Source organism: Rufibacter ruber (genome assembly GCF_001647275.1).
Lineage (GTDB): Bacteria > Bacteroidota > Bacteroidia > Cytophagales > Hymenobacteraceae > Nibribacter > Nibribacter ruber_C.
This window is the reverse complement of the sequence record NZ_LRMM01000151.1, coordinates 1-1,547: the sequence shown is the minus strand read 5'-3', so window position 1 is coordinate 1,547 and position 1,547 is coordinate 1. Positions and strand designations below refer to the sequence as shown.

Genomic DNA, 1,547 nt, shown 5'->3' with positions numbered 1-1,547 from the left:
TTTTGCTGTTTTTGAAAATACAGGCCAAAAACAGACAGCAGGAGGTTCTTGGTATGGGTGCCGCCTTACTCGCAGAAATGGAGGCTGTAGAGGTCAAAGTTGCGGTGGGCAAAGAGGGTGTCAAAGCGGTAGCTGTAGCCAACCCCGGTAGGCTTTTTACCGAACTGAACATTCCTGATGTACTTCCGGAGTACGTCGTGCAGCTCTGAGTTCAGGAGAAGCTCCCCCCAGACCACCACCTGGTCCTGGTCTGGGTTCATTTTTTTCTCTTCCAGTACAAAGAGCACAAAGTAAATGAAGTCCTCATAAGAGGCAAAGTAAAAGGAGTTGCAGAACTCCAGCCGCATGCCCTGTAACACCACCAGTGTCACATAATTCCGGTCAACATAAATGTACAGCACGGGGCGGGTGGTTCGTTCGGCCATGTGCAGGAAGCCCTCCATCAGGGCAGAGGTCTGGTGTACATATTCCACCGCTGAACCTTTGAAATGGCTTCTGGCCCACGCCTCCAGCTTGGCCGGTACCGTAAACACGTTTACCAGTTCCAGCCGCTGGTGGTCATAGTGATGCACCACTTCCTGCTCCAGCTCTACCACCGCATTCAGCCGCAAATACTCCTCCCGGGCCTTTAATTCAAAGAGGGTCTCCGGAATCAGGGTGAACTGCTGGTTTTTGATGCAGAGGCGCACCTGTTTCCAGTGGGGCTGCTGCAGAAGGGGGTGGGTGGTGCTTAATTCCTGCAGGGTGGCTATGGCGGCGTCAACCGTTGTTAAACCGGACGGCTCATAGTCTTCCAGCGCCACAAACTTGTTGCGTTGGGCATCTAGCACGCCTATCCTTATCCTGTGCGCTCCAAAGCACAGGTATAAGTGGGCTCCCGCACTTGCGGAGGCATCAAAGGCGTCATCTACTACGCGTTGGGTCTGTTTAAAGGCCGAGACGTGCGTGTCCAATAGCTGGGGATCATCTGGTGGTACAAAGGAAAAGGGGGCAGGAAACCGCCCAACATCTGCAATAATACAGATTTTTGACCTACCGCCCACGTCTTTTCCCGCTGTTTTCTTACCCGGTTGGGGTTATCTACCGGACAAAGCCTCTGGAAATGAAGCGCGTGAAGCTGAAATTTGAATTCAATGTTTGGGGCAAATTTCGGCCCGGCCGCAGCGGGGAGGTACGTTGCCAGCCGTGTGCATCAAATCTGCCGGCAACTGCGTACGCACCATCATGAAACTATCAGATAAACTTGAGGCGCTCAAAGAGGAGCTTCCCTTAGACGCCGACATGGGCCAGATAAAAAAAGCCACCTTTGACAATGATGGCATTGAGGTAGACATTGACCTAGGCTACACCCCTGAGTCCAGAATGGGAGACTTTGAGGTGGAGTTTGAGCGCACTGAATACGGGTGGCAGCTAAAGAACATCTTTCAGGCCCCCCTGCCTTAAGAAATCCTGTTTTCGCTGTTTTTCAGAAAACTAGCCCGAAAACAAGCCGTTGCCATACAATTCAGGAACGAGTGCCTGGGGATAAACAGGTCATCCCAGGTTGG

General features: G+C 52.2%; 2 protein-coding genes. One reads left to right on the top strand and one right to left on the bottom strand.

The genetic code is table 11. The annotated features are described in order from the left end of the window. Positions 1-65: 65 nt before the first annotated feature. On the bottom strand, positions 66-953 hold the full coding sequence (locus tag A8O25_RS22275; RefSeq protein ID WP_066839874.1) for a DUF3822 family protein: 888 nt from the start codon (positions 951-953) through the stop codon (positions 66-68). Between the two features lie 184 nt (positions 954-1,137). Here A8O25_RS22275 and A8O25_RS22270 point away from each other — a divergent pair, with 184 nt between their 5' ends. Then, on the top strand, positions 1,138-1,443 hold the full coding sequence (locus tag A8O25_RS22270) for a hypothetical protein (RefSeq protein WP_066839872.1): 306 nt from the start codon (positions 1,138-1,140) through the stop codon (positions 1,441-1,443). Positions 1,444-1,547 lie beyond the last annotated feature (104 nt).